The organism is Hydrogenivirga sp. 128-5-R1-1, assembly GCF_000171895.1.
The window spans coordinates 69,476-93,245 of record NZ_ABHJ01000003.1 but is presented as its reverse complement, the minus strand read 5'-3'; the positions used below and the strand labels follow the sequence as shown (position 1 = coordinate 93,245).

The 23,770-nt window shown below is 52.0% G+C and carries 26 protein-coding genes; 18 read left to right on the top strand and 8 right to left on the bottom strand.

Annotated features, from left to right (window positions below; all coding sequences use genetic code 11):
* The first annotated feature begins 22 nt into the window (after positions 1 to 22).
* Complete coding sequence (dapA, locus tag HG1285_RS13345; RefSeq protein WP_008286584.1) at positions 23 to 907, top strand: 4-hydroxy-tetrahydrodipicolinate synthase; 885 nt, start codon at positions 23 to 25, stop codon at positions 905 to 907.
* On the opposite strand, the gene HG1285_RS13350 is transcribed toward dapA, so the two are convergent.
* From HG1285_RS13350 to HG1285_RS13360, 3 genes are read right to left on the bottom strand one after another with little or no spacing between them, the layout of a single operon-like run.
* Positions 904 to 1,191: a DUF503 domain-containing protein gene (locus HG1285_RS13350; protein ID WP_008286583.1), complete on the bottom strand. Its 288-nt coding sequence runs from the start codon at positions 1,189 to 1,191 to the stop codon at positions 904 to 906. The two genes, dapA and HG1285_RS13350, sit on opposite strands and share 4 nt — an antisense overlap.
* Positions 1,185 to 1,628 (bottom strand): nucleoside deaminase, encoded by a 444-nt coding sequence (locus tag HG1285_RS13355; protein ID WP_008286582.1) that lies wholly within the window; start codon positions 1,626 to 1,628, stop codon positions 1,185 to 1,187. Before HG1285_RS13355 ends, HG1285_RS13350 begins: the two co-directional genes overlap by 7 nt.
* Positions 1,588 to 3,342 (bottom strand): mechanosensitive ion channel domain-containing protein, encoded by a 1,755-nt coding sequence (locus HG1285_RS13360; RefSeq protein WP_008286581.1) that lies wholly within the window; start codon positions 3,340 to 3,342, stop codon positions 1,588 to 1,590. Before HG1285_RS13360 ends, HG1285_RS13355 begins: the two co-directional genes overlap by 41 nt.
* Before the next feature lie 52 nt (positions 3,343 to 3,394).
* Here HG1285_RS13360 and HG1285_RS13365 point away from each other — a divergent pair, with 52 nt between their 5' ends.
* Both HG1285_RS13365 and HG1285_RS20595 read left to right on the top strand, forming a co-directional pair.
* Positions 3,395 to 4,069 (top strand): hypothetical protein, encoded by a 675-nt coding sequence (locus HG1285_RS13365; protein ID WP_008286580.1) that lies wholly within the window; start codon positions 3,395 to 3,397, stop codon positions 4,067 to 4,069.
* Position 4,070: 1 nt separating this feature from the next.
* Positions 4,071 to 4,619, top strand: a complete 549-nt coding sequence (locus HG1285_RS20595; RefSeq protein WP_008286579.1) for a septal ring lytic transglycosylase RlpA family protein — start codon at positions 4,071 to 4,073, stop codon at positions 4,617 to 4,619.
* Between the two features lie 2 nt (positions 4,620 to 4,621).
* Here the strand turns inward: HG1285_RS20595 and HG1285_RS13375 are convergent, their stop codons facing one another.
* Positions 4,622 to 5,185, bottom strand: a complete 564-nt coding sequence (locus HG1285_RS13375) for a hypothetical protein (protein WP_232219450.1) — start codon at positions 5,183 to 5,185, stop codon at positions 4,622 to 4,624.
* A 20-nt stretch (positions 5,186 to 5,205) separates the two neighbouring features.
* Here HG1285_RS13375 and metG point away from each other — a divergent pair, with 20 nt between their 5' ends.
* The 4 genes from metG (at position 5,206) to HG1285_RS18685 (ending at position 8,563) form a co-directional block, all read left to right on the top strand.
* The gene (gene metG / locus HG1285_RS13380; RefSeq protein WP_232219449.1) at positions 5,206 to 6,708 is read left to right on the top strand and encodes a methionine--tRNA ligase; all 1,503 of its coding nucleotides are present in this window, start codon (positions 5,206 to 5,208) and stop codon (positions 6,706 to 6,708) included.
* 116 nt (positions 6,709 to 6,824) lie between these two features.
* A complete protein-coding gene (locus tag HG1285_RS13385; RefSeq protein WP_008286575.1) occupies positions 6,825 to 7,412 on the top strand; it encodes a thermonuclease family protein in 588 nt (195 codons plus the stop codon).
* Positions 7,412 to 7,972 (top strand): bifunctional precorrin-2 dehydrogenase/sirohydrochlorin ferrochelatase, encoded by a 561-nt coding sequence (locus HG1285_RS13390; RefSeq protein WP_008286574.1) that lies wholly within the window; start codon positions 7,412 to 7,414, stop codon positions 7,970 to 7,972. The genes HG1285_RS13385 and HG1285_RS13390 overlap by 1 nt, the downstream gene beginning before the upstream one ends.
* Positions 7,973 to 7,981: 9 nt before the next feature.
* Positions 7,982 to 8,563, top strand: coding sequence for a winged helix-turn-helix transcriptional regulator (locus tag HG1285_RS18685; RefSeq protein WP_008286573.1), 582 nt, complete (start codon positions 7,982 to 7,984; stop codon positions 8,561 to 8,563).
* On the opposite strand, the gene HG1285_RS13395 is transcribed toward HG1285_RS18685, so the two are convergent.
* Positions 8,505 to 8,975, bottom strand: coding sequence for a cytochrome P460 family protein (locus HG1285_RS13395; protein WP_008286572.1), 471 nt, complete (start codon positions 8,973 to 8,975; stop codon positions 8,505 to 8,507). The two genes, HG1285_RS18685 and HG1285_RS13395, sit on opposite strands and share 59 nt — an antisense overlap.
* 99 nt (positions 8,976 to 9,074) lie before the next feature.
* On the opposite strand from HG1285_RS13395, the gene lipA reads away from it, so the two are divergent.
* Positions 9,075 to 9,911: a lipoyl synthase gene (gene lipA, locus HG1285_RS13400; RefSeq protein WP_008286571.1), complete on the top strand. Its 837-nt coding sequence runs from the start codon at positions 9,075 to 9,077 to the stop codon at positions 9,909 to 9,911.
* Here the strand turns inward: lipA and carB are convergent.
* Complete coding sequence (gene carB, locus HG1285_RS13405; protein ID WP_008286570.1) at positions 9,899 to 11,503, bottom strand: carbamoyl-phosphate synthase large subunit; 1,605 nt, start codon at positions 11,501 to 11,503, stop codon at positions 9,899 to 9,901. The genes lipA and carB overlap by 13 nt on opposite strands.
* A 30-nt stretch (positions 11,504 to 11,533) precedes the next feature.
* Between carB and HG1285_RS13410 the strand changes: the two genes are divergently transcribed.
* From HG1285_RS13410 to HG1285_RS13415, 3 genes are read left to right on the top strand one after another with little or no spacing between them, the layout of a single operon-like run.
* The gene (locus HG1285_RS13410) at positions 11,534 to 12,184 is read left to right on the top strand and encodes a ComF family protein (protein WP_008286569.1); all 651 of its coding nucleotides are present in this window, start codon (positions 11,534 to 11,536) and stop codon (positions 12,182 to 12,184) included.
* A 17-nt stretch (positions 12,185 to 12,201) separates the two neighbouring features.
* Positions 12,202 to 12,345: a hypothetical protein gene (locus HG1285_RS19410; protein ID WP_157560474.1), complete on the top strand. Its 144-nt coding sequence runs from the start codon at positions 12,202 to 12,204 to the stop codon at positions 12,343 to 12,345.
* Positions 12,345 to 14,000, top strand: coding sequence for an AarF/ABC1/UbiB kinase family protein (locus tag HG1285_RS13415; protein ID WP_008286567.1), 1,656 nt, complete (start codon positions 12,345 to 12,347; stop codon positions 13,998 to 14,000). The genes HG1285_RS19410 and HG1285_RS13415 overlap by 1 nt, the downstream gene beginning before the upstream one ends.
* Here the strand turns inward: HG1285_RS13415 and murC are convergent.
* Positions 13,950 to 15,353, bottom strand: coding sequence for a UDP-N-acetylmuramate--L-alanine ligase (gene murC, locus HG1285_RS13420; protein WP_008286566.1), 1,404 nt, complete (start codon positions 15,351 to 15,353; stop codon positions 13,950 to 13,952). The two genes, HG1285_RS13415 and murC, sit on opposite strands and share 51 nt — an antisense overlap.
* A 10-nt stretch (positions 15,354 to 15,363) precedes the next feature.
* Between murC and HG1285_RS13425 the strand changes: the two genes are divergently transcribed.
* Genes HG1285_RS13425 through accB form a run of 7 tightly spaced genes read left to right on the top strand, consistent with a single transcriptional unit; the run spans position 15,364 to position 22,995 of the window.
* On the top strand, positions 15,364 to 17,319 hold the full coding sequence (locus HG1285_RS13425) for a hypothetical protein (protein ID WP_198005424.1): 1,956 nt from the start codon (positions 15,364 to 15,366) through the stop codon (positions 17,317 to 17,319).
* Positions 17,316 to 17,819: a hypothetical protein gene (locus HG1285_RS13430; RefSeq protein WP_008286564.1), complete on the top strand. Its 504-nt coding sequence runs from the start codon at positions 17,316 to 17,318 to the stop codon at positions 17,817 to 17,819. Before HG1285_RS13425 ends, HG1285_RS13430 begins: the two co-directional genes overlap by 4 nt.
* Positions 17,816 to 19,693, top strand: a complete 1,878-nt coding sequence (locus tag HG1285_RS13435; protein ID WP_008286563.1) for a bifunctional diguanylate cyclase/phosphodiesterase — start codon at positions 17,816 to 17,818, stop codon at positions 19,691 to 19,693. Before HG1285_RS13430 ends, HG1285_RS13435 begins: the two co-directional genes overlap by 4 nt.
* Before the next feature lie 27 nt (positions 19,694 to 19,720).
* Positions 19,721 to 20,959: a cation:proton antiporter gene (locus HG1285_RS13440; RefSeq protein WP_008286562.1), complete on the top strand. Its 1,239-nt coding sequence runs from the start codon at positions 19,721 to 19,723 to the stop codon at positions 20,957 to 20,959.
* Positions 20,949 to 21,953, top strand: coding sequence for a tRNA preQ1(34) S-adenosylmethionine ribosyltransferase-isomerase QueA (queA, locus tag HG1285_RS13445; protein ID WP_008286561.1), 1,005 nt, complete (start codon positions 20,949 to 20,951; stop codon positions 21,951 to 21,953). Before HG1285_RS13440 ends, queA begins: the two co-directional genes overlap by 11 nt.
* Before the next feature lie 14 nt (positions 21,954 to 21,967).
* Positions 21,968 to 22,537 (top strand): elongation factor P, encoded by a 570-nt coding sequence (efp, locus tag HG1285_RS13450; RefSeq protein WP_008286560.1) that lies wholly within the window; start codon positions 21,968 to 21,970, stop codon positions 22,535 to 22,537.
* Complete coding sequence (gene accB, locus HG1285_RS13455; RefSeq protein WP_008286559.1) at positions 22,537 to 22,995, top strand: acetyl-CoA carboxylase biotin carboxyl carrier protein; 459 nt, start codon at positions 22,537 to 22,539, stop codon at positions 22,993 to 22,995. Before efp ends, accB begins: the two co-directional genes overlap by 1 nt.
* Here accB and ccsA read toward each other — a convergent pair.
* Positions 22,992 to 23,759 carry a cytochrome c biogenesis protein CcsA gene (gene ccsA / locus HG1285_RS13460; protein WP_008286558.1) on the bottom strand — a complete coding sequence of 256 codons (768 nt, stop codon included), beginning with the start codon at positions 23,757 to 23,759 and terminating at the stop codon, positions 22,992 to 22,994. The two genes, accB and ccsA, sit on opposite strands and share 4 nt — an antisense overlap.
* Positions 23,760 to 23,770 lie beyond the last annotated feature (11 nt).

Sequence of the window (23,770 nt, the reverse complement as noted above, 5' to 3'; positions counted from 1 at the left end):
GAGGTGGGTTAAAATTATTCCCATGTTTGAAGGCTCAATAGTTGCGCTGATAACTCCCTTCAAGGAAGGAGAGGTTGACTACGAAGCCCTCGGAAAGCTCATAGACTTCCACGTGGACAACGGGACGGACGCCGTCCTCGTGTGCGGAACGACGGGCGAGTCCCCAACACTTACCTTTGAAGAGCACGACAAGGTTGTGGAGTTCGCCGTCAAACATGCCAACGGGAGGATAAAGATAATAGCGGGGACGGGGGCGAACGCAACCCATGAGGCAGTCCACCTGACGGCTCACGCTAAGGAGGTTGGGGCGGACGCAGCGCTTCTCGTTGTTCCCTATTACAACAAACCCACCCAGGAGGGTCTGTACAGACACTTTGCCACCGTCGCAGAGGAAGTTGATATACCGATAATCCTTTACAACATACCTTCCAGAACAGGCGTTGAGATAGGTGTTGATACCGTCTACAGGCTCGTGTCCGAATACCCAAACGTGGTGGGTTCCAAGGAGTCAACCCCCAACATGGACAGGATATCTGAGCTCCGCAGGAAGCTTGGGGAGAACTTTTCCATACTCTCGGGGGACGACAGCCTGACCCTTCCCATGATGGCTCTGGGAGCTAAGGGTGTGATCTCCGTTGCCAACAACATAGTCCCGAGGGAGATAAAGGCTCTCACCGAGTTTGCCAGAGAGGGGAACTTCCTGAAGGCGAGGGAGCTCCACCTACAACTGTACGAGCTCTTCAAGGTTCTGTTCATAGAGACCAACCCTATACCCGTGAAGACAGCCTGCTGGATGCTGGGTATGTGCGAAAAGGAGTTCAGGCTACCCATGTGCGAAATGAAGCCCGAGAACGAGGAGAAGCTCAGGGAAGTCCTGAAAAAGTATAACCTGCCCGTGGTCAATTAGAGGCTGAGAATATCACCTCTTATCTCAAGGACGAGGTGTGCCCAGTTTCTCTCAACGAAGCTCTCAATCCTGTCCATAGTTTCCCTCAGGTGAGAGGCGTCGCTGCCCGCTATTGCCACGCCTATACTGCTCCTCTGCCAGAGCTCCTGATTGTCTATCTCGGAGACGGACACGTTGAAGTTGCTCCTGAGCCTGTCCTTTATTGACTTGACCTCCTTCCTCTTTCCCTTAAGTGAGCCAGAGTCGGGTATGAAGAGCTCAATAACGAGGACTCCGACTAACATCTTCTCTCTTTGAAGAACTCTCTGAGTAATCTACCACACTCTTCACAGGGCTCGTAAACCCACTTTACCCTGTGGTTGAACCTCTCGTCATCCAGAAGGCTGTAGAGGCTCATCACGCCCCCGTGTTTTCTGTCGGGAGTGCCGAAGACAACCCTGTCCACCCTGAAGAGTATCAGGGCATAAGCACACATGACGCAGGGTTCCAGGGTGACGTACAGTTCGCAGCCTTCAAGCCTCCAGTCACCAAGCACCTTTGCGGCTTCCCTAAGGGCTAAGAGCTCCGCGTGGGCAGAGGCGTCCTTCAGCTCTTCCGTCCTGTTGTGGGCACGGGCTAAGACGTTCCCACCCTTCACCACGACACAGCCGACGGGCACTTCTCCGAGGGCATACGCCCTCTCAGCTTCCTTCAGAGCCTCCTTCAGGAATACCTCTCTCATCTATCTCCACTCTTAGGGGATTTTTAAACCACACGTCCCTCTGGGGGAAGGGTATCTCTACACCTTCCTTCTTGAGTTCCTTCCAAGCCCTGAAGTATATCTCGCTCCTGGGTGCCCTCATCCTCCAGAACCTCCTTATGTCAACCCACACGAGCAGGTAGAATATGAGGGCGCTATCTCCCATCTCGTAAAACCATACACCCGGAGGGGGTTCCTTAAGCACGAGGGGGCTTTCCTCCGCCACCTTCAGGAGGATAGCCTTGACCTTTTCCGGATCCGATGAGTAGGAAACTCCGAAGGGTATCCTCACCCTGATGTAGGGGTCTGATAGGGAGTAGTTGATTATCCTGCCCGATATGAACTCCGAGTTAGGTATGGCTATCTCCACGTTGTCGTTCGTTCTTATCACTGTGGTGAGTATGTTTATGTTGACAACCTTACCGAATATGGTCTCACTCTGCCTCCCTATGGCGTACCCTGCGCTACCCTCCACCTCAACGAGGTCACCCACCTTTATGTTCTTGCTCAGAAGAAGGATGAAACCGCTCACGTAGTTGTTGAATATAGTCTGGAGACCGAACCCAAGACCTATACCGAGCGCTCCCGCAAGGGGAACCATCACCTTCCAGGTTATACCGAGCTGTATGAGGGCTATGGAGAAGGCTAAGAGTATACCCACATTTGAGACGAGCGCCCGGAAGGAGCCGGCTTCAATCTCCTTCCCCCTGCTCATGTAGTAGGCGTAAACGAGATTCTTCAGAAAACCCGTCAGTGTCCATAAGAGAGCGAAGACGTACAGGCTCTCCAATATTGAGAGAAGGGATATCTTAACGAGCTCTGTGTTTATAAGGTATAGGCTGTCCAGCTGTGATTTAAGTGCCTCCAGGGTGAAGAGTAGGTCAACCCCCCTGTAAAGTATGAAGAGGGCGAAGAGCATGAGGAACTTCCTGAGACTACCCTTCAGGGAAGGGAACTCTTCCCCGAAGATTCTGTCAATAAGCGATACGGCGTAAACCTGGAGGGAAAAGTAGCCTATCAGAACTCCCGCCATGAGGGCGAACTTCACCACGAAGTCCTGGGATAGCTTCACCGTTCCGAAGACCCACCCGAGGGTTACCACAAGGTAGAAGAGGAGCAGAATGGGTCCAGACCTTCGGAGAATCCTGTTTACAAACCCCTCACTGAGGTGTCCCAAGAGGGTCCTGTACAGTCCCACGAGTGCGAGGGTCAGGAGCAGTGCGGAGGACAGCTTGAAGCCCAGCTCTCCGTATCTGAGCACCGGAGGACTTTCGCCACGGGCTATGTCTTGAAGGAACAGAAAGATACCTCCCGACAGGATGGATAGTTTCAGCGTGAAGAGGTAGGAGTTGCCCACCCTGAGATGAGGGGTTACGACGTTTACGAGAGACCGCAGCACCTCCACGTAGAATACGGCTTTCAGCAAGTAGAGAATCTCTACACCTTCCGCTCTGGACAGGAGGGCTATGGTTAGCCCGTAAGCCACAACGGCGAGGACGAACCCTGCGAACCTGAGGCTGAACCTGTCTCCCGCTCTTTCGGAGAAGCTCCTTATAACTCCGATAACCAACAGATAGCCGCCGCCCAAGGTGAAGAGAACCATAGTCTCCTGTAAGAAGTTGGTGCTCAGGTTGATCAAGAAGAGCTTCAGCAGAGCGGTGGTCTCCAGCAGAAGGAAAGAGAGCCTATCATCCATATTTCTTTTCCAGTATCATATACTTCGTATATTTTAATCTCTGGAGGAAAGCATGAAACTTCAAACGGCGGTAAGATCCGAGCTGAGCATAGATGACGTCGGGGAGTTCTTAAAGGAGAACTACCCTGATAGATATTCCCTCGTTGAAAACTGGGAAGAGCTTGACATGAAACTCTGGGCTGAACCTGTTGGAGACGGGAGCTACATAGTGTTCCTTGAAGTCCCGGAGGAAGAGTTTGAGAAGCTGACCAACATATTTCCTTCCAAGGAGGAAGCCCTCGGGGCTTTTATAACCACGGCACAGGAGTCCGGCTGGGAGGTAGTTCCCGAATCCTACGTCGTTTACCATGCAGACTTTGAGGGAAACGCCCTGATAGCGGCTATAAAGACGAAGGAAGGCATATCAAAACACGACCAGCTCCACCTTGAGGAGATGATCCAGAAGATGCTCCGCTACCCCAGGGTGGTGGTGTACTCAAGCGAGGTTCTCACCTACATAAAAGACCTCTATCCAGAGGTGGACAGCAAGGCTTTCGTGATATCCCGTGAGATAGCGAAGAGGGCAGGTAGGGCTCCAGACTTAGAAGACATAGCGAAGCTTTACGGAAAGGACGTCTCAACCCTTGAAGGTAAGCTTGAGCTCATAGAGGAGCTCCTGAAGAACCCCGTCAAGTTGCCCGACGGAGAGGTTGAGCTGAAACCCTTCTACTACCCGCTGGAGGTGTAGGTTGAAACTCCTGACAGCCCTTATCCTTTTGCTGGGTGTGGCTCTGGGCAGCGAGGAATTATCTCTGGAGCTTGGGCTGAAGAAGAAGAGAAAGACGTTGGTGGAGCTCAGAGAGTTCAGGCAGGCACTGTCCGAGTTGCTTAGAGAGGAGTTCAGGGAGGTAGCCCCCGGCATAAAGGTAAAGAAGGACTGCAAGGTTGAGAGGGGTATAGCCTCCTGGTACGGAGGCAGGTTTCACGGGAGGAAGACCGCCAACGGGGAGATATACGACCTCTTCAAGTTTACGGCTGCCTCAAGGACATTACCACTCGGAACGTACGTCCTCGTTAGGAACGAAGAGAACGGAAAGGTCATAACGGTGCGCGTGAACGACAGGGGTCCATACATAGACGGAAGGATAATAGACCTGTCTCAGGCGGCAGCTTACAAGCTGGGCATGATGCTGGACGGGGTGGCTATGGTTCAGGTTATACCCCTGAGGTGCCTCGCCCCCGAATCCCTGACCAGGTACTACGACAGCATAATAATTGACATAGCGAATACGTACTGACCTTAAGAGGAGCTCATAAACTTGAAGTTCAGGTTGCTTATCCTACCGAGGTTGCTTAGTATCAGGTCTTCAAGGTAAGGGTTGAAGGATACTATAACCACGTCCTTTCCGAAACCAGTGCTCTCAAGGGTGTCCCTGGCGGAGTTCAGAAACTCTCGTAACACGTCGTCCATCTCTATCTCAAAGGGAGCTCCGAGAAAGTGGTGGCTCATGCCGAGGTAGCTTCCCGGCTTCATGCGCACCATAAGCCTTATGGGGTTTAGGGACTCTATCAACTTCTGGGTCTCGTAGGAGTACTGGAGTCCAAACATGAGCATGGCGTCTGTAACTATGTACCTTGAGGAGAGGGAAACGAACTGCCTGAAACCACTCTCCTTGAAGTCCAGCTTGAGGTTGTCCCTTGAGGTTTCTACCCAGTGGGGGTGGGGCTTTGTCAGGAGCCAGAACACCTTCTCGGGGGAAAAGCTGTCTCCGTCCATCTCCCCCCACATCATTATGAGGTCAGCCATATAAATTAATATAGGGAGCTCTTCCGATAGCGTTCTGAGAACGCTCTTCGCCCGCATGTTCCCACTCAGGGTACTCCTTGCCCTATAATACTCTTCCCATGAAAAAGTTTTATGTAACCACTCCGATTTACTACGTGAACGATGTCCCCCATATAGGGCACGCCTACACGACGATAGCCGCTGACACAGTGGCGAGATTTTACAGACTCAGGGGATACGACGTCTTCTTCCTCACGGGAACGGATGAACACGGGCTTAAAATACAGAAGTCTGCCGAAGAGAGGGGCGTTAGCCCCAAGGAGCTCGCCGACAGGAACTCGGAGAACTTCAAGAGACTGTGGGAGTTCTTGGGTATAGAGTACACCAAGTTCATAAGGACTACCGACCCTGAGCACGTTGAGCTGGTCAAGGAGGTCTTCACGAAGAGCTACGAGAACGGGGACATATACCTGGGGGAGTACGAAGGCTGGTACTGTGTCGGTTGTGAGGAGTTCAAGTCGGAGATGGAGCTTGCGGAGGGCAACTCCTGCCCCATACATATGAAGCCCTGCGAGTACATAAGGGAGCCCTCCTACTTCTTCAGGCTGAGCAAGTATCAGGACAAACTCCTTGAGCTTTACGAAGAACACCCGGAGTTCGTGAGACCTGACTACAGGAGGAACGAGATAATCTCCTTTGTCAAACAGGGCTTGAAGGATCTATCGGTGACGAGACCGAGGAGCAGGGTGAGGTGGGGTATTCCCGTTCCCTTTGATGAAGGGCACACAATATACGTGTGGTTTGACGCTCTGTTCAATTACATATCTGCCCTGAATGGACAGGTGGATAGGTACTGGCCCGCCGACCTGCACATAGTAGGCAAGGATATACTCCGTTTCCATACCGTCTACTGGCCTGCCTTCCTCTTCTCGGTGGGTTACGAAGTTCCCGAAACGGTTTTCGCCCACGGATGGTGGACGGTAGAGGGGAAGAAGATGTCCAAGTCCCTCGGAAACGTGATAAGCCCATACGAGGTCGTTGAGGAGTACGGACTTGACGAGGTCAGGTACTTCCTCCTCAGGGAGGTGCCCTTCGGTCAGGACGGCGACTTCTCAAAGGAGGCTATCCTTAACAGGATAAACGGAGAGCTTGCCAACGAGATAGGCAACCTCTTTAGCAGGGTTGTTTCCATGAGCAAAAAGTACCTCGGTGGAAAAGTCGAGGGAAGGGGAGATGACGCCTACCGTGAGCTTGCGGGTGATGTGGTGGAGCGTTACGAGGGCTACATGAGGGAGGTGAACTTCTACAGGGCTCTGGAAGAGGTTCTCAGGCTGAGCTCCTTCCTGAACAAGTATGTGGATGAGAAGGCTCCCTGGGAACTTGCAAAGAGAGGAGATGAAAACCTCAGGGACGTGCTCTACACCCTCGTGGACGGACTCTTCTTACTTGCTTACCTACTCACGCCTTTCATGCCCAATAAGATGAAGCTCGCCATGGAGATGCTTGGTGTTGAACGTATGCCTGAGGAAGTTAAACCCTTCACCTTCGGTAGCTACTCGCTCGGAGAAAGGAAAATACTCTTTCCCAGAAGGGAAGCCTGATCTTGCCCCTCAAGAGGAGCCACAGGGTAGTTGAGTCCAGTTCGTAGGCTTTCATGTCTATTATTTTCGTTTCTCCACACCCGGAGTTGAGGGAATTTTCCCTATAAAATAGAGCTATGCCCAGAAAGAAAACGCCCTTGAGTTGGAGAGGGCTCTCCTACCTGCTCGTCCTGCTCGTCCTTTACACCTTTTATCAGCTCGTTGGTGAACAGTTCAGGGAGATAGGAGGTTCTAAGGGGGAGCTCACTGGAGAGAGGGTTCCCTGCACCGTGATCAGGGTCTACGATGGCGACACCTTCAAGTGCAGGCTTGATAACGGGGAAGAGGTTAAGGTCAGGCTCATAGGCATAGATACGCCCGAGAGCAGGAGGAACAGAAAGGCATACAGAGACGCTGAAAAGGAGGGGAAATCTGTTGAGGAGATAGTCAGGCTCGGAAAGAAGGCTTCCGCCTTTACAAAGAGATTAATACCACCGGGGACGGTGGTGTATTTAGAGACGGACGTTCAGGTTCACGACAGATACGGCAGACTCCTTGCCTACGTTTACCTGCCCGACGGGAGGATGCTGAACGAGGTTCTCGTCAGGGAGGGCTACGCTACGGTTTACACCTTTCCACCTAACGTTAAGTACGCGGAGCGTTTTGTAGAGCTCCAGAAAAGAGCTATGAAGGAAGGAAAGGGTCTCTGGGCGGAGGGAATGTGATGCCCCTTTTTCCAGCGTACATAGACCTCTCTGAGAAGGAGGTTCTCGTCGTCGGCGGGGGGAAGGTGGCAACACGGAAGGTTCAGAACCTTCTGAAGTTCACCCGCAACATAACGGTGGTGGCTCCGGAGGTTACCAGGGAGATGAAAGACCTCGTAAAGAGACACTCTCTCAGGTTGAGGAGGAGGAGGTTCCTAACGGGAGACCTTAGGAATAAGGACATGGTCATAGTTGCGGTGGACGATCTGGAACTCCAGAAGAGGATATTCAACCTCTGTGAAAAGAGAAGGATACTCTGTAACTCGGTGGACTCCCCGGAGTTCTGCAACTTCATATTCCCCTCCCTCGTCGTCAGGGGGGAAGTGGTCATAGGTATAAGTACCTCCGGTCAGGTTCCAGCCCTCTCTAAGAGGCTCAGGGAGCTTATAGAGAGAGCCCTTCCAAAAGACCTTGAGCGTATCCTTGAAACTTTACGCCTTGAGAGGGAGAGGAGGGAGAAGGGCGAGGAGCGCCAGAGGAGGCTGATAGAGATGGTTGAAGAGCTTATACCCTTAGAGTAAATTCTCCACATGGGGAGAAGCCTTCTAACCTGTAAATGGGCTCTTCAGATAGTTATGCACCTCGCTGACTCTCCCAGGAGACCCTCTGAGCTTCTCCGACTCGTAAAAGGTATAGAGGAGAGGGTTCTCTTTGACAGGTTGAAGAGGCTCACGGCGGTGGGAGTTGTTAACAAAATAGAAAAGGATGGTTACCCCAAGGAGACCTTCTACTACCTGGTGAACCCGGAGGAACTCAAACCTATATGCGCGTGGTTGAGAAGTATGCCCATTCCCGTGGAGAAGGTTGTGGCGGTGATGTCCTGCCGCTGGACTCTGGAGATAATGGATGAGCTGGACAGGGAGCTTTCCCCGAAGATGCTGAAGGAAGCCCTACCGGGCTTGACCGACAAGGTTCTCCATGCCAGACTCAGAGAGCTTGAAGATCTCGGGCTCGTCCAGAGGACAGTCCTGCCCACCAAACCCGTGAGGGTTATCTACAGGCTTACGGAAAAGGGCATAGAGCTCAGACCTCTGCTTAAGCGTATGAAGGAGCTCATTCTTTATAGAGGGAGAACACGTAGTCAAGCTTCTTCACCTGTGCATGGCAGTTGAAACAGTCCCTCTTCATGTCCTTGACTATACTCTTTCCTCTTCCGTCGTAGGCAAAGAATCCCCATCCACCCGTGTCAGCGTATCTGCGTGAGTCTTTGACCATGAAAGCCTCTATCTTCTTTTTCCCTTCAACGAATGCACCCCCAGCTTCCTCGGCTTCGTATAGGAGGAAGGCTAAAACTGCGCCTTCGGGGAACCTCCTACCTTCGCCTTTCTTGGTTGTAGATACAGCCTTCATGTTCGCATATACGTGGTGTATGCCTCCGAAGGGGTTGTAGAGGGGGTGTTTAGGGTCATGTATGACCATACTCTTTACGTGGTGCCAGCCCTTGTAGTCCCCAGATTTGAATATCTGACCACCCGATACGATGGAGAACAGAACAGCCGAGAGAAGAAGAAACTTTCTACCCATCGCTCACCTCCTTAAGTGTAATTTCGTAAGTGGTTGATAGGTGTCAATTTCTGAAAATACGGATACTGCCTTTCCACTTTTTCAGTATCATTTTTAGGTATGAAGCCACTGATAGAGCTCTCCAGGGTTAACGAGGTGAAAAAGCTCTTGAGGAGAGCTAAGCTCAACACTGTCTGTGAGGAGTCCCGCTGCCCCAACATCTCCGAGTGCTTCGGTGGTGGAACTGCCACCTTCATGATACTGGGAGACAGGTGCACGAGGGGATGTACTTTCTGCAACGTGAAGCGTAAGCACCCCCTTCCCGTTGACCCGGAGGAGCCTTACCGGCTCGCGGAGGCGGTTAAAGCCCTTGGTCTCAGGTATGTGGTTATAACCTCCGTAACTAGGGACGACCTACCCGATGGAGGTTCCTCTCACTTTGCCCGCTGCGTAAGGGTTATCAGGGAGGAGTTGCCCGGGGTTAGAGTAGAGGTTCTTATCCCGGACTTTAGAGGTAGCAGGGAAGCCCTTGAGAGAGTGCTCGCCGAGGGTCCCGACGTTCTGAATCACAACGTAGAGACCGTGAGGAGGCTCTACCCTGAGGTCAGGATAGGCTCCAGCTACGACAGGAGCCTTAGGCTCCTTAAGGAGAGCAAGGAGATTGCACCTCAGATACCTACCAAGTCAGCCCTGATAGTGGGCTTCGGTGAGAGTATGGAAGAGATCTTTGAAGCCATGGAAGACCTCAGAGGTGTGGATTGTGACTTCCTCACCGTAGGTCAGTACTACCAGCCCTCTCTGAGACATCATCCTGTAGTTAAGTTCTACAGGGAAGAGGAGTTTGAGCTCATCAGGGAGAGGGCTTTACAGCTCGGATTCAAGTTCGTAGCCTGCGGTCCTCAGGTTAGGAGCTCGTACAAAGCCTTTGAAGGGTGGCTGCTCTCTCAGAGCTCCTGAAGAAAGTATATCCTCAACCTCTCGCCTCTATCCTTGAGACCCTTGTAGCTCCTTATAGCGCTCAGTATGGCGTATCCACCCCGGACTGTCGTGGTGTAAGGGATTCCGTACTGTATTGCAGCCCTCCTGATAAAGTAGGCATCGCTCACCTCCCTCCTGCCGGAGGGTGTATTTATTACGAGATGTATCTGCCCGTTTGTCATCAGGTCAACGACATGGGGTCTCCCCTCAGACAGCTTCAGCACGTGCTCAACCTCTATCCCCATGTTCTTAAGGAACCTGTAAGTCCCCGTTGTGGCGTAGATTTTAAAGCCGAGCTCAAGGAACCCCTTGGCGAGATCCACAACCTTCTCCTTGTCCCTGTCCGCCACGCTTATGAACACGTTCCCTCCTTCGGGGAGTCTGTTGCCTGCGGCGAGCTGAGCCTTGTAAAAGGCGAGCCCAAAGTCCTCGTCCACCCCCATTACCTCCCCCGTGCTCTTCATTTCGGGACCGAGGAGGGGGTCAACCTCGGGAAACCTGTTCCAGGGAAACACAACCTCCTTTATAGAGTACAACTTCCTGTCTCTGCCGACGAAGTCCGAGGCTAAGTGGTTATCTCCCTTCTCCAGACGCTCAAAGACTTCGGGCACGAGCTCCCTGAGCTTCCTTCCCAGAGCCACCTTGGCGGCTATCTTGGCGAGGGGATAGCCCACCGACTTGCTGACAAAGGGCACCGTCCTTGACGCCCTTGGGTTCACCTCAAGGATGTAAACTTCACCCTCGGACACAGCGAACTGAAGGTTTATCAGCCCCCTGACGTCCAGGGACTTTGCTATCGCCTTAGCCTGCCTCTTGACCTCCTCAACCACCTCATCGTCAAGGGTGTAGGGTGGTATGGAGGCTGCGCTGTCTCCCGAGTGAACCCCCGCCTCCTCTATGTGCTCCATCACGGCGCCTATAAGGACGTCCTCTCCGTCCGCTACAGCGTCAACGTCAAGCTCAACGCTATCCTTCAGGTACTTGTCTATAAGTATGGGTCTCTCGTAACTTACACTGACAGCCTCTTCAAGGTACTGAATGAGGTCTTCCTCACCGTAGACTATCTTCATAGCCCTGCCACCGAGCACGTAGGAGGGACGAACTAGGACGGGATAGCCTATCTCGCTTGCCACCCTCACAGCTTCATCCTTGCTTCGGGCTGTCCCACTCTCGGGCTGTCTGAGACCGAGCTCAATTATGAGCTCTCTGAAGAGCTCTCTGTCCTCAGCCCTGTCTATGCTCTCTGGGGAGGTGCCCAGTATCCTCACACCTTCCCTCTGCAGGGGTATGGCGAGCTTGAGAGGAGTCTGCCCGCCGAACTGGAGTATTACGCCCTCCGGCTTCTCCCTGTTCACTATGGCGAGGACGTGTTCAAGGACTATGGGCTCAAAGTAGAGCCTGTCAGCAGTATCGTAATCCGTGGACACCGTCTCAGGGTTGCAGTTCACCATTATCGCTTCGTATCCCTCTTCCTGAGCTGCGAAGACAGCGTGGACGCACGCGTAGTCAAACTCTATACCCTGACCGATCCTGTTGGGACCGCTCCCTAAGATAACTATCTTTCCCTTCATTAAGGAACTTATTTTAAACTGAACGGGGTGTTGGGAAGGGCTCTCACTCTCTTAGGCTTAACCGAGGAAAGGTGTACCTTCTGCGGGGGAGGGCTGGACGACCCAGAGCAGGGATACCTGTGCGGTGAGTGTATCAAGAGCATTGAGCCGGCGCATCCCATCCTTTACGAAAAACTTGACTTCATAGAGAGTTACAGGGTGTTCGGGTCTTACGATGGAGTCCTTGCGGAGGCGATAAGACTCATCAAGTTCAGGAGCGTAAAGCCCTTAGCCCGAAGGCTGGGAGCGGCTATATCCCGGCACCTTAAAGAGTTCATAGAAGAGACCCACCCAGACCTGCTCACCCATGTTCCCCTGCACACCTTCAGGTTCTGGAGTAGGGGCTTTGACCACAACGAAGAGATACTCTTGGGTGCGGGACTGAACAGCGAACCTGTCCTCTTCAGGAAAAGACACTCCAGACCGCTCGCCTCATACGGCAGGGAAGAACGCTTAAGTGCTGTGAAGGACGCCTTCGGCGTTAGGGAGGAGTTCATAGACGCTGTGGAGGGTAAGAGGGTTCTCGTCTTTGACGACATTCTCACCACCGGAGCCACAAGCAGGGCTGTGAGTGAGCTACTCCTGTCGCTCGGAGCTTCTGAAGTGTTCTTCTACTTTCTCTCAAGGGAAGGGGTAAATTAAATGAGGGAGGTTCTGTTATGGGGTTGATGGACAGGGACTATTACAGGGAGAAGACCAAGCCCTCCAGAAAAAAGAATATCCTTGAGAAGATCAAGGAAAACCCCTGGATAGCGGTCGCGGTGGCTATAGCCCTGCTCTTCCTCATCAGCGTTCTGCTGTGATGATAGCGCCTAAGCACGTAAAGAGAAAGGCTCAGATAGCAAAGATACTCGCCAAGCACGGCTTCGGCTTCATAGTGGAGAAGGTAGGTCTCGGCAGGTTCGTCCCCTTTCACTGGGGAATCTTAGGACATCCCAAGAGGGAGCACAGATACTCAGCCCCCGAGCATCTCAGGATGGCATTTGAAGAGCTCGGACCCACCTTCATAAAGCTCGGTCAGATACTCAGCACACGACCCGACCTCATACCAACCGAGTACATTGAGGAGTTTGCCAAACTCCAGGACAGGATACCTCCCTGCCCCACAGAGAAGATAGTGAAGGTCGTGGAGGAGGAGCTCGGTGCACCCTTAAAGGAGCTCTTCGCAGAGTTTGAAAGGGAGCCGCTGGCTTCCGCTTCCATAGGTCAGGTGCACAGGGCGAGGCTCAAGGACGGGACACGGGTGGTTGTGAAGGTTCAGAAGCCGGGGGTTGAACTCCAGATAAGACAGGACTTGGAGATACTTGAGGAGCTGGTTAAAAGGCTGTCCGCCCATTGGGAGGCTGCCGAACACATAGACCTGGAGGGGCTCTTTGAGGAGTTTTCCTACGTCCTAAGGAACGAGCTTGACTACGAGAGGGAGGGAAGAAACGCCGAGACCTTCAGGAAGAACTTCCTAAAGGACGATTACGTCCACATACCAAGGGTGTTCTGGGAGTACTCCACCTCCAAGGTTCTGACCCTTGAGGAGCTTGAGGGTTCCAAGTTCACGGACGTTCAGAGTATAAGGAAGCTCGGCTACGACCCCAAGGAGGTAGCCCGGAAGGGAGCGGACATGTACATGAACATGTTCTTCAGGGATGGCTTCTTTCACGGAGGCCCTCACCCCGGTAACTTCTTCCTCCTGAGGGACGGCAGGATAGGGCTCGTTGACTTTGGTATGGTTGGAGTGCTTGACGACGTAATGAGGATAAACCTCGTCCAGCTGCTCTACGGCATAACCAAGAACGACATGAGCCTCGTTATGGACGCCCTCTATGACCTTGGCATAAGGGGAGATCCAAAGAGGGAGAGCATGCTTAGAAAGGAGTTTGAGGTTCTCTTCTCTTACTACTTCCTGAAGCCTCTTGGGGAGATAAAGCTCTCAAGGGTTGTGAACGAGATATTCAGGCTGACTTACAGATACAGGATCACTCTCCCATCAGACCTCTTCCTTCTGCTGAAGACCATAGGCATGGCTGAGGGTCTCCTCATGAACCTTGACCCGGAGTTCAGGATGATAAGCGTGATAAAGCCCTACGTATCACGCAGCAGGAGGGTTTTCGCTTCACCCCGTTTTATCGCCCGGCAGGCGGAGAGGAACGCCCTTCTGCTCTCCAAGATGCTCATCCAGTCGCCCGAGAAGCTGAAAAAGTTCACCTCAATGCTTGAGGCTGGAAAGCTGGAGTTCTCGGTAAAGTACGAAGGGGAGAAGAGGCTTGTCAGCGACCTGAGAAAGGATATAAACAGGCTCACCCTGAGCATACTCACCTTAGCCTTCATTCTCTCCATGGCTCTGGTGGTCTCCTCTTACAAGCCCGAGTTCTTCAGGGTGGAGTTCTTCCTAATTCTGGTTGGCTTTGTAGCCTTAATCTTCTTTGGCGGACTGATGTTCAAGGTCTTCCGGGAGGGCACCTGAATGAGCTTTCACGAAGTCTTCGCACAACCTCGTTATATCTCCAGCGCCCATAAAGAGGAGCACGTCCCCCTCCCTAAGGTTTTCCTCAAGCAAGCTCAGGACGTTCTCCTTTTCCTCCACGAAGGTAGCCCCACTTCTTAAGGCGAGCTCCCTCGCGTCAACGCCGTAAATATTCTTCTCACTCGCCGGATATATGTCTAACATTAAGAGGAGGTCTGGGAGTTTTAGAACCTCCACAAAACTATCAAATAAGAAGTGAGTTCTTGAGTACCTGTGGGGTTGAAACACCATCACGAGTCTCCTGCCCGGGTACATCTCCCTGAGGGCGCTGACTACCGCCCTTATCTCGGTGGGATGGTGCCCGTAGTCGTCGTATATGGGAACGCCTCCAAAGAAGCCCTTCAGCTCCATCCTCCTCTCGGCGTTGTGAAAGCCTTCCAAGGCACTCCTGACCACCTCAAAGGGGACTCCCAGCTCCAGGGACACCGCCGTAGCGGCAAGTGCGTTGTAGACGTTGTGCCTACCCCCTATACTGAGACGTATCTTCCCTAATCTTTCTCCTTTAAAGACCACGCCGAAGGCGTACCTTCCACCCTCTATACTGAGCTCGGTGCCGACCACGTCCGCTTCCTTTTCTATGCCGAAGGTTATGAGCTTCTTGGTTACCGAAGAGGTAGCATTTCTTACGTTCGGATCGTCGGCGTTCGCCACGCAGAAGCCGTAAAAGGGCACTGAGCCCGCAAACTTTGCAAAGGCTGCGACTATGTCCTCAAGGTCTCTGTAGTAGTCCATGTGTTCAAGGTCTATGTTGGTTATAACATTCACCGCCGGAGAGAGCTTCAGGAATGAGCCATCGCTCTCGTCCGCCTCGGATACGAGCAGGTCACCCCTGCCCAGCTTGGCGTTGCTTCCGAGCCTCTGAAGGATTCCTCCTATTATCACGGTCGGGTCAAAGCCTGCCTCCTCAAGGATGTGGGCTACCATGGAGGTGGTCGTGGTCTTTCCGTGGGAGCCGCTAACAGCTATGCCCTCTTTGAGTTTGAATAGCTCGGCGAGCATTTCGCCCCTCGGGATCACCGGTATTCCCAGCTCCTTAGCCCTGCGGAGCTCCGGGTTGTCCTCCCTTACCGCAGAGGAATAAACTACAACCTGAGTATCTTCACTGACGTTCTCCGCCCTGTGCCCTATGTGTATCCTCGCACCCTTGCTCCTCAGCATCTCCGTGTTCTTGTTATCCTTTATGTCCGAACCTGAAACGTCGTAGTTCATCTCAAGCAAAATTTGGGCTATGCCGCTCATCCCTATGCCACCTATGCCTACGAAGTGGAACCTCTTTACTTTTTCCCTTAACATGCGATTTTAATTGTATTATCTTTCAGACGTTGGGGGCATGGTGAGCGAGTACATAAAAAAGTGTGTAGCCATAGGACTCTTGCTGTGCACTACCCTGTCCAGTGCCCAGGGCATATCTGAGCTTTTAGAGGAGTACGAACAGGCTTCTGAGCTTTACAAACAGACGCGCAGGGACAGTCTCGGACACCTCATCCTCTTCAAGAGAAGAGACATAGAACGTATGCAGGCACGGACACTTTCAGATCTCCTAAAGTCACTCCGCTTCTTTACTCTGGCGAACAACAGGTTTGGGATACTGACCCTGAACGAGTACGGAGGAATCTCACCGATACCTAGACACGTGAGGCTCTACATCAACGATCACGAGGTATCCTCCCTGCATACAGGCTCCCCATTTCTCGTGTGGGAGAACCTTCCCTTAGACGGGGTTGATCACGTAGAGGTCTACCTCGGGATAGGCGCCATAGAGCTCGGCAACGACCCCGCCTCTCTGATAATAAAGGTTTACACGAAGGAGCCAGCCAGGGAGAACGTGAGCGGTCTCAGGTTGACGGGGAGCTCAAGGAAGGGCTACGATGCCGTCCTGCACTCGGCGAGGGACTTGGGTGGAGACCTGTCCTACATATTCTGGCTCTCGGAGAGCTACGACAACAAGAAGGACTACAGGATCGGTTCCCAGACCCTCTCAAGGGACGGAAGGTACAGGTACGCCTTCTTTGGGATTTACTTTGAGCACGGGAGCCTTGAGCTCGGCTACGGCTATGTAAAGAAAAACCCCTTCATGGGCTTTGCTATGGACAACGTGGCTGAGAAAGGTTACACGAGGGCTGAGGACATATACCTAACCCTGACGCTGTATCCTTCTGAAGACAGGGATACCAAGCTCGTTTTCTCCCTTGACAACCACAGGAGGAAGCACTTAGAGAGCAGTTCCTCGGGTCTTTACATACCCGTATTCATGGATCCTCTCAACCCCCTAAACAACCCGAGAGAGTTTTACGAGAACACCTTCTTCAGCAAGGTCACGGTTTACCTATCAAGGGAGTTCTCCTCCAAGAACAACAAGCTCCTGACTGCCCTGTCTTACAAGCTCTACAGTTCAGACGTAGATAACCGCTACTACGTCACCCTTGGAGGCTCCGTCCGCGAAGTGGGTGAAACCGTCCCCTTCAACAGGCAGGAGATATACTCCCTCATACTTGAGGACAAGTTCTCCATAAACCCCCGCAACCTTATAATAGGTGGGCTTAAGATTGACAAGTACTACAGGAATGGAGGTTTCAGGGATTTTGAGGAGATCATAGCTAGGGTCGGTTACATCTCTCTGCTGACCGACAGGTTGTCTATTAAAGGCTTCTTGAGCAGGAGCTACGTGCCTCCTTTCTTCTACGACACGGAGATCTCCGGGAGAGACCTTGACACAATGAAGATACCCCTATCCGTAACAGCCGAAGGCTCTCTTAAGATAACGGACGGGACAACTGTAGGGTTTGGTGCAGGCTTTGTGCGGATTGAGGACGCGTTTGTGCCCGACAGTACGGGACGGCTCACAAACTCGGGGGAGTCTGTGGAGATAAAACCCGTGTTCATAAACTTAGAGAGCGTGTTCAGGGAAGACCACAAGCTCCAGCTCGGCTACAGCCTTTTCCTTGACCCGGACAGCGAGGTCTCCTCCACCTCGGGTGGGTTCATGCGTCTCCTTTCCTCCGTGGGCAGGTTTGACCTCTTTGGAGAGCTCATATACAGGAGAGGTTTTGAGTTCTCAGGCAAACGTATAAAAGACGGGTACGACCTGAGCTCTGGGGTGACCTACCATGTGAGCGACTCCCTTTCACTCAGGCTCAAGGGGGAGAACCTCCTAAACAGGAGCGTAGAGATCCCCTACGTGGTTCCCCAGACGGGAGGCGTGGTTAGCTACCCCGTGAGGGAGAGGACGGTGTACATGAGTATGGAGTGGGTATTTTGAGAGCCCTTATAGGCGTTCTGTTTCTCCTTCTTACGGCTGTGTTACCTGCAACCTCACACCTTCATGTGGAGTACTCCGTCCCGGAGGAGCTTGAGGTCAAGATACTCCAGAAGCTGTTCCTGGACATACTCAAGAAGAAAGAGGTCAGGGTTTTCCTCGTTGGGGACAAGAGGGAACGTTACAGGAAGAACATAGAGAGATTTGCCAAAAAGCTCAAGGTCGTGGAAAGCTGCAAGGATGCGGACATTACCCTCATAGCGGGCTTTGTAGAGAAGTTTCCTCGGGACTGTCTTGAGGGGCTACTCTTCTCCACGAAGAGGGAAAACCTGTTCAAGTTTAGGAACTGCCTGGGAGCCTTTTACTGGAAGAAGGGGAGACCCAACTTGGTCCTGATAAGGGAAAGGCTTGAGAAACACAGGATAGAACTACCCTCAGAGTACGACAGGTTCATAGAGTCCGAGGTAAAGGTGGAGGAACTCAGGAGGGGAATGAGGGTATGAACAGGAGAGGGGGCAGCTTCAACTTGCTCGCCCTACTTCTCGCGGTGGTGATCGTGAGCATGTCTGTCCCCATATACATGGGCTCCTCCTACGTGGAAACCCGTATACAGAAGAGGGTGGTATCAGACGTTGTGTCCATAGTGGGGCACGTGTTTGACAACATAGCTCAAGACCTGCTTCTGACCGTAGGTGAAGAGGATATAGTTATAGCCCTCTACCACAACGAAGGACTGAGAAGGGAAGTTGAGAGGAAGCTCTCACTCCTCGTTACCCCGGAGATAAAGTACGTTTACATCGTATACAGGGACGAGGAGGGCAAGTTCCGTTTCCTGGTTGACGGCTCCAGAGAGGACAAGGGTGAGCTCGGTGAGAAGCTTGACGTTTATAACGTGGATAAGTGGATTGAAGCCATAGAGAAGAAGAGGGATGTGGTCATAGTTCAGGAGAACCTCCACACCATAGGGGCTACTTACGTAAAGCCGATAGTGTGGAGAGACGCCACGAGGGCGTTGCTGGTAGCGGACTTCTCTGTTCAGAAGATAAGGGAGATAAAGGGAGCCCTTGACTTGATAAGAAATACGCTCTCTGTCTCTCTGTTCCTTGTGGTTTCCTTCTTCGGCGTAGCCGTTTACCAGTACTTTAGAAAGAGGGCAGCCGAGAGGGCACTCTACGTGGACAGGCTCACAGGACTGTACAACAAGAACTACATAGACGTGGAGGGCAGCAGGATAGACCTTGATAGATATTACATAGCCCTGATAGACATAGACGACTTCAGAAAGATAAACACGACCTACGGCGAGGAGGCGGGAGACTCAATACTGAGGGAGTTTTCCAACTTTCTCAGGGAATTTTTGGGGGACGTCCTCCTGGTGAGGTACGCCGGAGAGGAGTTTCTCGTACTGCTTCCCAAAGAACGTTTCAGAAAGAAGTCTGAAGTGATGAGGTTCTTTGAGGAACTGAAGGATAGAGTAAAGAGCGTAGTCTTTCCTTACAACGGTTACGAAGTCAGGCTGAAGGTTTCCATAGGTGTGAACCTGTCCCCCGAGAGGAGCAGGTCTATTGAGGAGGCTATAAAGGGTGCAGACAGAGCCCTTTACAGGGCTAAGAGGGAAGGTAAGGACAGGGTTGAAGCCCACGATGAGACTGTTGAAGAGCTCAAGCGCAGGCTCTCAATAGCCGACGTTAGGGACGCCATAGAGAGCGGGAGAGTTATATGCCACTATCAGCCCATAGTAGACCTGAGAACCCACGAGATATCCCACTATGAAGCGCTGGCGAGGATAAAGGACGAGAAGGGGGAGATCGTATCACCCAACATGTTCCTTGAAGACATCAAGGGAACCTTCATATACACGAGGTTCGTCAAGGAGATAATAAGGATGAACGTGAAGCTCTTGAAAGAACGTGAGGATATAAGGGTAAGCATAAACCTCATACCTACCGACGTGACCGACGAGACGGTGCTTGAAGAACTCAGGTCAATTGATAAGAGGATAAGGGGAAGGATGCTCTTAGAGATAACAGAGGTTGAGGGGATACCCTCCTTTGAGCGGATGAAGGAGTCCGTCATGGAGTTGAGGAAGCTCGGTTTCAGGATATGCATAGACGACTTTGGAGCCGGCTACTCTAACCTGATAAACATAACCCAGATGCGCATAGACTACCTGAAGATAGACGGAAGCATAATAAAGGACATTCACAGAAATAAACTTTCAAAACTCCTCACCAAAACCATAACCTCCTTCTGCAAGGAGGTGAACATAAAGGTGATAGCAGAGTACGTTGAGAACGAGGCTATACTGAAAACCTTAAGAGAGCTCGGTGTTGACTACGGACAGGGCTTTCATATAGGAAAACCAAAACCTCTTTAAGTCCTTTTTGTTAAAATAGGGCACAATATGGCAGCGGTTGGGGGAGCAGAGGGCGCAGCGGCGGCAGGAGTTGATATACACACGCTTTTTCTTCACATAGCCGTAATCCTTTTAACGGGTAAGATCTTCGGCACCCTGTTCAAGAGACTCGGCATACCGGCGGTTCTGGGGGAGGTCTTCGCGGGTATTATCTTAGGTCAGAGTCTCCTGGGATGGATACCTCTCAGTGAAGCCATAAAGGTTCTCGCCGAACTCGGAGTCATACTCCTCCTCTTTGAGGTCGGACTTGAGGCCGATATACACATGCTTATAAGGGTGGGGGTGTGGTCTACCCTCGTCGCCGTTATAGGTGCCGCCGTGCCCTTTGCGGGCGGTTTCGCAATATCTTACTACGTCTTTGACCTGCCCCTCATAAGCTCTCTCTTTATAGGGGGTGCCCTAACAGCCACCAGTATAGGTATAACCGTCAGGGTTCTAACAGACCTCGGGAAACACAAGGCGCGTTTTGCCCAGATAGTTCTGGGAGCGGCGGTGCTGGACGACATCTTAGGTGTTGTGATACTCGCAGCCCTCTACGAGTTCTCCAAGACCAAAGAGGTGAACCTTGAGGCTACCACGAGCCTGATGTTCCACATAGCCATGTTCTTCGTTATAGCACCCATAGTAGCCAGGGTGATGGCAAAGGCACTGTCTTATGTGGTTGATAAGCTCAAAGAACCTGAGATAATCCCCGCCACAGTTCTATCCCTTATCCTCGGGGTCGGCTACGCTGCCTACAGGGCTGGCTCACCGGAGATACTTGGTGCCTTTACTGCGGGTCTGGCTCTCTCCAGGAGGTTTGCCCTACCCTTTGCAGCCTTCCTGCACCTCAACGAGAAGATAGTCCACAAGGTTGAGGAGGGTATAACCCCTCTCGTTCAGGTTATAGCGCCCATATTCTTCGTCTCCGTGGGTCTTGCCCTCAACCTTAAGGCGATAGACTTCTTATCAGGCGAATTCTGGGCTTTCTCCCTTTCTCTGATAGCTATAGCTATATTTGGAAAGGTAATCGCGGGTTTTGTCGTCAAGGGGAGTTTCAAGGAGCGTATGAGTATAGGTCTCTCCATGATGCCCCGTGGAGAGGTAGGACTCATATTTGCGGAGTTCGGCAGGAGCTTTAATGCGATAGACAGCGTGGGCTACGCCGTTGTGGTGTTCGTCGTTGCTGTAACGACCCTCCTCGCCCCCATACTCATTAAATTAAACATACGTGGCGATGAGGGTTGAAGAGTTTGATTACGAGCTACCTGAAGAGCTGATAGCAAAGTATCCCGTCGTTCCCAGGCACAGCGCGAGGCTCATGGTTTTGGACAGAGGTTCCCAGAGCATAAAACACGATACCTTCTGGAACCTGCCCGATCACCTTGAGGAGGGAGACCTCCTCGTATTCAACAACACGAAAGTTATACCCGCAAGGCTCTACGGCAGGAAACCCACGGGTGGTAAGGTGGAGGTGGTGCTCACCGACTACGTGAAACCTGACCTATGGAAAGCCCTTGTGGGAGGGAAGAAGATAAGGAAGGGTCTGAGCATAGAGATAGCTCCGGACTTTGGGATTGAAGTGTTGGAACACATAGAGGATGGGAAGTTCCTCGTCAGGCTCATGGGGAAAGACCCCCTCAAACTGGTAGACAGGTACGGGCACATACCCATACCACCCTACCTCAGGAGAGAGGAGGAGGATATAGACAGGGAGTACTACCAGACCATATTCGCTGAGGAGGAAGGCGCCGTGGCTTCACCCACCGCCTCTCTGCACTTTTCGGAGGAGCTTCTGGAGAAACTTGAGAGGAAGGGTATAGGAAGGACGTTTGTGACACTCCACGTATCCTACGGAACTTTCAAGCCCGTTAAGACTGACAGCGTTGAGGAGCATGTGGTTGAACCCGAATACATCAGGGTGCCGGAGGAGACCGTTGAGAAGATACATAATACAAAGGAAAGGGGCGGCAGGGTTGTGGCGGTGGGAACTACGGTCGTGAGAGCCCTGGAGACAAGCCCCTTCAAATCCTACGAGGGTTGGACTGAGCTGTACATATACCCGGGCTACGAGTTCAAGGTGGTGGACGCCCTTATAACCAACTTCCACCTGCCCCGTTCATCGCTCCTGTTCCTTGTGTCAGCGTTCGGTGGTAAGGAGTTCGTTTTAAAAGCTTACCGCGAAGCGGTCTCTAAGGAATACAGGTTTTACAGCTACGGGGACGGTATGCTTATACTTTGATAAAATATCTACCCATGGTTGAGAAGATAGATATAAACAGGATCACGAGAGACATTTTCATTGAGCACAAGGGAGAGCCATACAGGGTAATAGACTACGAACACGTTAAGCCCGGGAAGGGACAGGCTTTCGTCAGGGTGAAGGCTAAGAATATGCTCACGGGGAACGTAATAGAGATAACCTACAAGTCCTCGGATACGATACCCCTCGCAGACTTTGAGCAGAGCTTTGGTGAGTACTCATACTCGGACGGGGACAACTACTACTTCATGAACACCCAGACCTACGAGATGGTGGCTATACCTAAGGACAAGGTGGCTGAGGAGGCTAAGTTCCTGAAAGAGGGAATGCAGGTGGTCATATTCTTCTATCAGGGACAGCCGGTAGGGATAGAACTTCCAAAGCACGTGGAGCTTAAGGTGGTGGAAACCGAACCGGCTTTTAAGGGTGATACAGCTGCGGGAGGAACAAAGCCTGCCAAGCTGGAGACGGGGGCTGTGGTTCAGGTTCCCTTCTTCGTTGCAGAGGGAGACGTAGTTAAGGTGGATACAAGAACGGGCAACTACATAGAAAGGGTGAAGTGATGGACAAGGACTTCATAAGGGAGCTTATAGAGCTCGTAAAGAACTCAAACATAAGGTCTCTCAAGATAGAGAATGAGGAGGGGAAGATAGTCATAGAGACCCACAGGGGTGAGGTGGTACAGCCGAGGATTGAAAGGAAGCCGAGGCAGGTTGAGGATTTCAGACACCAGGAAGTCCTCCCCCCGAGTGAGGACATAAGTGAGGAGGAAAAGCAGTATCACGTCATAAAGAGTCCCCTCGTGGGCACCTTCTACCGCTCGCCCTCTCCGGGTGCACCTCCCTTCGTTGAGGTGGGCGATATAGTCTCGCCGGGACAGGTTCTCTGCATAGTGGAAGCCTTAAAAGTAATGAACGAGATAGAGAGCGACGTTAGGGGCAAGATAGAGAAGATTCTTGTTGAGAACGGGGAGACCGTTGAGTACGGCCAACCCCTATTTCTGATAGATACGGAGATTTAAACTATACTGTGCCTTATAAACAGGAGACTTCCAAGGAGAAGCAAGAGTCCGATTGCGGAGAGCAGAGAGAACCGGGATGGCTTCAGACCCCTCGCAAGGTTTAAGTGTATTATCACGGCGTAGTACACCCACAAGAAGAGTGTCAGTATGAGCTTTGGGTCGTTTACCCAGTGCTTACCGAGGAAGTTCTTAGCCCATATGCTACCGAATATGAGCGTCATGGTCAGAAATATGAAACCGAGGTTAAGAAATATCTTCTCCATCTTCCTTAAGAGGTTTATCGGCACCATGAAACCCTCTATGTGCTTAGCCTTCAGCTTCTTCTCCACGAAGAACTTTATCAACGAGGAGAGCCCGCCGAGTATCAGAGAAGCGTAAGCTGTCGCCGCCGAGAGTATGTGATACACGTAAAAGGGGTTCTTGTAGCCAACCCTGTGGGCGGGCAACCCCACGAGCGTAGTCAGGAACCCCACAAAAGCCACTATCAAACCGAAGTCTGCAACGCTCTTCTTGAATACAAGGTCAAGGAGTATGAAGATAAGTATCAGTAAGTTCCCCATCAGGGAGACCATGCCGTACATATCCCCCACGGGGAAGTGTCCCGTGGTGGCGTAAACCTTGAAGAAGTGGAGCAGGTAAAAGAAGAAAGCCAAGAGAAGAACCAGGGTTGGGTAGTTCCTAAGGTTTAATCCGACGAAGGTCTTTAAGAGGAAGAGGCTCCCACTCAATAGGTAAAGCAAAACCGAGACGAGGAGCAGAGACATAGAGATATTTT